Raw genomic sequence first — 3,030 nt, 5'->3', positions numbered from 1 at the left:
TACTCTGTCTGATTGATTCTGTCCAAGGTTTGATGGCAATTCGGACATTCAATTGTTTCATTTAAAAGAGCGAGCTTTAGGAAAATTGTCTGAGCAATTTTTTGATAATTGACCACTGTTACATTTGGTAAATCGAGGAGTTGATCAAAATTTATCCACATAACCCACCTCCTGTCCTGTATTATTATTATACCATCCTCACACAGAACCTAGAAGAGCCAAGAGCGCACTTCCCATATTTCCCAAAACGCCATTACTCCGTTCTATATCCTAAAAAGCGATCGCTCTCCAGCATCAAAATGATCTGGTCATGGTGAGTATTTCATAAATTCCCATTTGTTTCATCACAATCATTGAGACACAATCAGTCAGGCTATAGCCTTTGTCTAGACGGTTGGCATAAAGTTCTACACCTGATTGAATTAAATAAGAATCAAGGCTAATAATTTGCAGATTTGGAGAGGTTTGGATTTGGCGATAGAAATTGACGACACCTTGTTTCATGGGTTGATCAAATTTGGCAAAAAAGTTGAGATATTCCACCAAGACTAAATCGGTTGTAATTAAAGAATAATCTTGAATTAACGTACTAAAAGCTCGCACTTGTCTATGCCATTGATCTTTAGCATGAATCAAGGCAACCCAATAAAATGTGTCGGCGAAGAGGGTCTGCATTATTCTTGAGGAGAATTGCCATAAAGATAGTAATCCAAGTTGGCCGCCGCATCGGTGGGGATCTGGTCAAAGGATTCTTCAGGGATGGTGGCGATTATTTCATCGGCGATTTCCCAAATCGGTTTGTTGTTTAGTGGGGAAGGGGCAGAAGTTTTACATTCCCAATCTTCTTGATCCACGATAGGACTGACAATATCCCCTAAGGTTTTGCCTTTACCGATCAAATGAGTCGGGATTGTGCGTTTTGTTTGGGTCGAGGGAGATGGTTCTTCTTCAATGATAAGGATGGCGCGGAGGGTCTGTGCTTTGGGCTTTTCCCCTAGCCATTGGATATGATCGCCTTCGATGGTCACGTCATAATGTTTGAGCATGGTTAAGGTTCTCTAACAATTTTCTTAACTAAGTCTATGATATTGCAGTGATAGTCTAGTTTAGTCTGAATTTAAGAGGTTCGGCAGAAAAGAGTCTATATTGTTCTTGAAAGTTAGGGTTAGGCGATCGCCGCTATGCCTCATAAATTTCCCGACGATGCCCGATTCTGTGGAGATCAATAATGAAATACTGCTCTAAGCAATCAAATTCTAAGTAAGATTATTAAAATTAGAATCTTGGAACAAAATCCGAAAGTTTTCTTGGGTGAAGTGTTTGTCATGGGTTAATACTTCTGCAATTCTCCTTTGTTTCATCACAATCATAGAAATGCAGTCTGTCAGGCTATAGCCCTTATCAGGACGTTCATCAAATAGTTGAATTCCAGCTTGTCTGAGTTGAGGCGTATAAGAAATAATTTCCATGTTCGGCTCTTGACGGATTTGAAAGTAGGTCGCAAGAGCTTTTCGACGCATAATCGCACCTTTAGTTGCAAAATAATTGAGTGTTTCATCTACAATGCCATCGGTAGTTATTAGATAATCATCTGTATATTTTTGGGCATAATTTAAGGCAATAAAGTGCCAGTTATCCCTGGGATTAATCAAGGCAATCCAATAAAAAGTATCAGCAAAGATGAGTTTCATTGTTATTGTTTTGGTGTGCCATAAAGATAATGATCGTGTTGTTCGGCTCCATCGGTGGGTAGGGTTTCTAAGACTTCTGGGGGAATATCGGCGGTGAGTTCTTCGATAAATTGCCAAAAGGGTTGTTTCGGTTTGGTGGTTTGGGTTTGATGGAGGAAGTTGAGGAGTTGGTCAATGGTTTCATCGGAGGCGGTTTCGATTTCCTGTAGGAGTTGTTCTTTGGCTGTCATGGCTGGTTTGGGATGGGGGAATACTCGATATTATAGAATATTATAGAGATTTATCGGGCGATCGCTGATTGTATCGCGGTTTCTCCATCAATTCCTTCGCCTCTTCAAGAAAGTCCCCTTTTTTAAGGCTTCGGCCGTGAGATCAGCCGAACGGGGGATTTAGGGGGATCAAACTCGATTGCCCATTGTTGATAGCGATCGCATTTACTCAGTAATTGCAAGGCTTCGGCAATGATTTCATCTGGATTGGCATAACGCCCCGTATTTAGTTTGGCTTCGATCAGCTTTTGGTGTTCGGGTTTTAAGGTTAATTTCAGGGTCGTTAAGGCTTGGCTTTTTTTCATTATAGGTTTGTTACTGTGGAATCATCCCAGGGTTGCGGAGGCAAGAGGTTTTTCTCGTTTCTGCGGTGGGGTGGGTTTCTGGGCTGTGGAGATCGCGGTTCTTGATGTAGATCGCTGTTTTTGGGGTCTTGGGTATGAGTTACAAGTTTGGGGGTCGGAGTGGGAAAGATTGTCAGGATATTTTGACAAGGCTTGGGCTTAAGTTGGTAAAGTTGGGGATTTTTCCCAAGTTAAGGTTTTTTGCGGGAGGATTGAGGGGCTGAAAGTTAGGCGGGGTAGGGGTTTGGGGAATTTTACTAACTTTTTCCTTAAGTTCCTAAACTTCGGTTGTGTTGGGTGTTGAGATAAGTACCTAAGCAAAATTAATTACACATATCTAACCACCTCTTGCCTCTTGCCTCTTGCCTCTTGCCTCTTGCCTATCTTCACTAGGAAATTAATTTTGCACGACTACTTAAAATACACTACCCTTTAAGTTCGATTTAATTCTGATAATTTGGGAGAAAATTAAAATGGTTGTTGACAGTTCCGTACCCATTGAGTCTAAATCTATTCAAGCTGGACAGCTTCCAGTCGTGACAGCAATTCTCATTTTGAAAACAAAAGAAGATAAAGTTCTCTTGTTCACATAGAGAACTTCTGTCTAATTATCATTTTTTTTCAAGATAATCATCATAATTAGCTTCAAGAGACAGTTTTAAAATATCTGCCCATAAAAAACTTATCTCAACTCATAAATTTAGCTGAAATTCTGACCTAATTTGT

5 protein-coding genes and 1 pseudogene are annotated in these 3,030 nt (G+C 40.4%); all 6 read right to left on the bottom strand.

Annotated features, from left to right (window positions below):
- Positions 1-161: pseudogene (locus PX484_RS15560) on the bottom strand (ISL3 family transposase); the annotation flags it as partial.
- Positions 162-294: 133 nt separating this feature from the next.
- Positions 295-675, bottom strand: coding sequence for a type II toxin-antitoxin system VapC family toxin (locus tag PX484_RS15555; RefSeq protein ID WP_288104607.1), 381 nt, complete (start codon positions 673-675; stop codon positions 295-297).
- Entirely contained in the window at positions 675-1,046 is a 372-nt protein-coding gene (locus PX484_RS15550) for a hypothetical protein (protein WP_287170282.1), read from the bottom strand. Before PX484_RS15550 ends, PX484_RS15555 begins: the two co-directional genes overlap by 1 nt.
- Positions 1,047-1,256: 210 nt before the next feature.
- On the bottom strand, positions 1,257-1,691 hold the full coding sequence (locus PX484_RS15545; protein ID WP_149988065.1) for a type II toxin-antitoxin system VapC family toxin: 435 nt from the start codon (positions 1,689-1,691) through the stop codon (positions 1,257-1,259).
- Positions 1,692-1,693: 2 nt separating this feature from the next.
- Positions 1,694-1,921 carry a hypothetical protein gene (locus PX484_RS15540; protein WP_045356058.1) on the bottom strand — a complete coding sequence of 76 codons (228 nt, stop codon included), beginning with the start codon at positions 1,919-1,921 and terminating at the stop codon, positions 1,694-1,696.
- A gap of 122 nt (positions 1,922-2,043) precedes the next feature.
- The gene (locus PX484_RS15535; protein ID WP_287669776.1) at positions 2,044-2,265 is read right to left on the bottom strand and encodes a ribbon-helix-helix domain-containing protein; all 222 of its coding nucleotides are present in this window, start codon (positions 2,263-2,265) and stop codon (positions 2,044-2,046) included.
- Between the last annotated feature and the right edge of the window lie 765 nt (positions 2,266-3,030).

The organism is Microcystis sp. M49636_WE2, from assembly GCF_030065375.1.
In the GTDB taxonomy this organism is placed as follows: domain Bacteria; phylum Cyanobacteriota; class Cyanobacteriia; order Cyanobacteriales; family Microcystaceae; genus Microcystis; species Microcystis aeruginosa_C.
The sequence above is the reverse complement of the archived record's forward strand: the minus strand, read 5'-3'. Positions and strand labels throughout refer to the sequence as shown.

What these genes read in the sequence shown, in the direction of transcription:
- PX484_RS15550 (WP_287170282.1), bottom strand. Translation starts at nt 1,046, where the DNA reads ATGCTCAAACATTATGACGTGACCATCGAAGGCGATCATATCCAATGG.
- PX484_RS15540 (WP_045356058.1), bottom strand. Translation starts at nt 1,921, where the DNA reads ATGACAGCCAAAGAACAACTCCTACAGGAAATCGAAACCGCCTCCGAT.
- PX484_RS15545 (WP_149988065.1), bottom strand. Translation starts at nt 1,691, where the DNA reads ATGAAACTCATCTTTGCTGATACTTTTTATTGGATTGCCTTGATTAAT.
- PX484_RS15555 (WP_288104607.1), bottom strand. Translation starts at nt 675, where the DNA reads ATGCAGACCCTCTTCGCCGACACATTTTATTGGGTTGCCTTGATTCAT.
- PX484_RS15535 (WP_287669776.1), bottom strand. Translation starts at nt 2,265, where the DNA reads ATGAAAAAAAGCCAAGCCTTAACGACCCTGAAATTAACCTTAAAACCC.